Annotated in this window: 4 protein-coding genes; 2 read left to right on the top strand and 2 right to left on the bottom strand. The window is 66.5% G+C overall.

Annotated features, from left to right (window positions below; translation table 11 throughout):
• The coding region (locus tag J7E68_RS13980; protein WP_215173554.1) for a cell wall metabolism sensor histidine kinase WalK at positions 1-428 on the top strand (428 nt) is incomplete at its 5' end.
• Positions 429-554: 126 nt separating this feature from the next.
• The gene (locus tag J7E68_RS13975) at positions 555-842 is read left to right on the top strand and encodes a WXG100 family type VII secretion target (RefSeq protein ID WP_215173552.1); all 288 of its coding nucleotides are present in this window, start codon (positions 555-557) and stop codon (positions 840-842) included.
• Positions 843-916: 74 nt separating this feature from the next.
• Here J7E68_RS13975 and groL read toward each other — a convergent pair whose 3' ends face one another.
• The gene (groL, locus tag J7E68_RS13970) at positions 917-2536 is read right to left on the bottom strand and encodes a chaperonin GroEL (RefSeq protein ID WP_215173550.1); all 1620 of its coding nucleotides are present in this window, start codon (positions 2534-2536) and stop codon (positions 917-919) included.
• A gap of 140 nt (positions 2537-2676) precedes the next feature.
• Complete coding sequence (locus tag J7E68_RS13965) at positions 2677-3159, bottom strand: LytR C-terminal domain-containing protein (protein ID WP_215173548.1); 483 nt, start codon at positions 3157-3159, stop codon at positions 2677-2679.
• Positions 3160-3246 lie beyond the last annotated feature (87 nt).

The raw sequence follows: 3246 nt of genomic DNA, 5'->3' as shown, positions 1-3246 counted from the left end.
GCACCCCGCCGATCGTCCTCGGGGAGGAGAACAAGGTGCGCCAGGTCGTCACCAACCTGCTCGGCAATGCTCGGCGCTTCTCGCCGGAGGAGAGCCCGATCGAGCTGGTCGTCGATGCCGACAGGGTCAGAGGCACGGGCAGCATCGCGATCGTCGACCACGGCGAGGGAATCCCCCCGCAGATCCGCGAGCAGATCTTCGAGCGGTTCTGGCGCGCCGACACCTCGCGCGCGCGAGAGACGGGCGGTTCCGGGCTCGGCCTCGCGATCGTGTCGTCGATCGTGAAGGCACTGCACGGCAGTGTGGCCGTGTCCGAGACTCCGGGCGGCGGCGCGACGTTCACCGTCACGTTCCCGCTCGCACCGTCGCGAGCGACGCCCGCGCACCTGCTCGAGGACACGCAGCCACTCGAGCGTCTCGACCCCTGACGAGCATCCCTGCACGTCTCCGCTGCACCGCGGGGTTCTGCACCGCCTCCGGGGCAACGGCCGCACACGGCCATTCCGGAACGACACGTCCTCCTATCGTCGGAACCCCAACCGAGAGGAGTTCCCATGTCCGTCTTCACCGTCGACACCGAAGCAGTAGGTGCGGCCCAGGGGGCAGCACTGGCCACGATGGAACGCGTACACGCAGAGGCCGCCACGTTGATGTCCCAGCTCACACAGCTGCAGTCGTCGTGGGTGGGCACGGCATCGACCGCGTTCCAGTCGTGCGCCGATCAGTGGCGCGGAGCGCAGCTGCACGTCGAGCAGGTGCTCGAGTCGATCGGGCATTCGCTCGGCAGCGCGGCGACGCAGTATGCGGACGCCGACCAGTACTCGGCGAGCCTGTTCCGCTGACCTTCCGTTCGCGCCGCCGGTGAACGCAGAAACGCCCCGACCGAGGTCGGGGCGTTTCTGTCAGTGCTGAGGGATCAGAAGTCCATGCCGCCCGACGGGTCACCCATCGGAGCTGCAGCCTTCTCAGGCTTGTCAGCGACGACGACCTCGGTGGTGAGGAAGAGGGCCGCGATCGACGCTGCGTTCTGCAGAGCCGAGCGGGTCACCTTCGCCGGGTCGATGATGCCCGCTGCGAACATGTCGACGTACTCACCCGTCGCTGCGTTCAGGCCCTGGCCCGAGGGAAGCTCGGCGACCTTGTTCGCGACGACACCCGGCTCGAGGCCGGCGTTGAGTGCGATCTGCTTCAGCGGAGCCTCGATCGCGACGCGAACGATGTTCGCACCGGTCGCCTCGTCGCCCGTGAGCGACAGAGCGTCGAGAGCCTTGGTGCCCGACTGGATCAGCGCGACGCCACCGCCGGGGACGATGCCCTCTTCGACGGCTGCCTTCGCGTTGCGAACGGCGTCCTCGATGCGGTGCTTGCGCTCCTTGAGCTCGACCTCGGTCGCAGCTCCGGCCTTGATGACGGCGACGCCACCTGCCAGCTTGGCAAGGCGCTCCTGGAGCTTCTCGCGGTCGTAGTCGCTGTCGGTGTTCTCGATCTCACGACGGATCTGCGTGACGCGACCCTCGATCTGGTCTGCCTCACCGGCACCCTCGACGATCGTGGTCTCGTCCTTGGTGACGATGACCTTGCGCGCACGACCCAGCAGGTCGAGCGTGGCGTTCTCGAGCTTGAGACCGACCTCTTCGGTGATGACCTGACCACCGGTGAGGATCGCGATGTCCTGCAGCTGCGCCTTGCGACGGTCGCCGAAGCCGGGAGCCTTGACGGCGACCGACTTGAAGATGCCCTTGAGCTTGTTGAGCACGAGAGTCGCGAGAGCCTCGCCCTCGACGTCCTCGGCGATGATGACGAGCTCCTTGCCGTCCTGGATCACCTTGTCGACGATGGGCAGAAGGTCCTTGATGTTGGAGATCTTCTGGTTCGCGATGAGGATGTAGGCGTCTTCGAAGACAGCCTCCTGGCGCTCGGGGTCCGTCACGAAGTACGGGTTCAGGTAGCCCTTGTCGAAGCGCATGCCCTCGGTGAGCTCGAGCTCGGTGCCGAAGGTCTGCGACTCCTCGACGGTGACGACGCCTTCCTTGCCGACCTTGTCGATCGCCTCGGCGATGAGCTCGCCGATCGCGGGGTCAGCAGCGGAGATCGAGGCGGTCGCGGCGATCTGCTCCTTGGAGTCGATCTCCTTCGCGCTGGCGAGGAGCTCCTCGGTGATCGCGGTGACGGCCTTCTCGATCCCGCGCTTGAGCGAGATCGGGTCTGCGCCGGCTGCGACGTTGCGCAGACCCTCGCGGACCAGTGCCTGTGCGAGCACCGTGGCGGTGGTGGTTCCGTCACCGGCGACGTCGTCGGTCTTCTTGGCGACCTCCTTGACGAGTTCCGCACCGATCTTCTCGTACGGGTCGTCGAGCTCGATCTCCTTGGCGATGGACACGCCGTCGTTCGTGATCGTGGGGGCGCCCCACTTCTTCTCCAGCACGACGTTGCGACCGCGCGGGCCGAGGGTGACCTTGACGGCGTCGGCGAGAATGTTGAGGCCGCGCTCGAGGCCGCGTCGGGCCTCCTCATCGAAAGCGATGATCTTTGCCATGAGTTTTGTCGTCCCTCCTGGACGTAGACGTTGGGTTTAGCACTCAGAGTGAGAGAGTGCTAACGCCATTCTGGCACTCGACCCCATCGAGTGCAAGCCGCGCGGAGGGACTGTGGAGACGGTGCCGACTGTGCAGACGATTACGGGGCGGGGGTCTCGGGTGCCGTGGTCGAGCGGTCGACTCCGATGACGACGGTGAGCTGCTTCGCGCCCGTGTCGTTCAGATCGGCATAGGCGTCGCTCTGCTCCACCTCGGCACCGCCGAGGATACCGGCGAGCCCGATGGCGGCGAGCTCGTCCTCTTCCGCGACATAGTAGATCGTCGTCGTCTCGAAGTCCTGGCTGTCGCTGTCGGTGGCGAACACCGCATCCGCCGCCCAGCCGCTGTTGATCAGCGTGTCTCGCATCTGCTCGTCGAGCCCGGCGTCGGGCGACGCGTTGAGGATCATCACCGAGTAGGTCGTGTCGACGATGCCCGTCTCGACGGGTGTCGGGGTGGCAGAGGGTGCGGCCTCGGGAAAAGGCGTGATGCGCCCCATGACGCCGAGCGAGCCGAAGATGCCGCCGATGATCAGCAGCAGAGCGGCGACGAACGACCAGAGCAGCACGACCCAGCCGTTCATGCCCGGTGCTTCGGCGCGGTTCGCGCCGACGCGTCCGGATGATCGGGGGGCGTCGGCGAAGCGATCTCCGCTGGGCTTTTACACCCC

This window comes from Microbacterium sp. ISL-103 (assembly GCF_018613995.1).
GTDB lineage: Bacteria > Actinomycetota > Actinomycetes > Actinomycetales > Microbacteriaceae > Microbacterium.
The sequence above is the reverse complement of the archived record's forward strand: the minus strand, read 5'-3'. Positions and strand labels throughout refer to the sequence as shown.

Excerpts from the sequence above, each read along its gene's own strand:
- J7E68_RS13975 (WP_215173552.1), top strand. The coding sequence starts at position 555 with ATGTCCGTCTTCACCGTCGACACCGAAGCAGTAGGTGCGGCCCAGGGG.
- J7E68_RS13965 (WP_215173548.1), bottom strand. The coding sequence starts at position 3,159 with ATGAACGGCTGGGTCGTGCTGCTCTGGTCGTTCGTCGCCGCTCTGCTG.
- groL (WP_215173550.1), bottom strand. The coding sequence starts at position 2,536 with ATGGCAAAGATCATCGCTTTCGATGAGGAGGCCCGACGCGGCCTCGAG.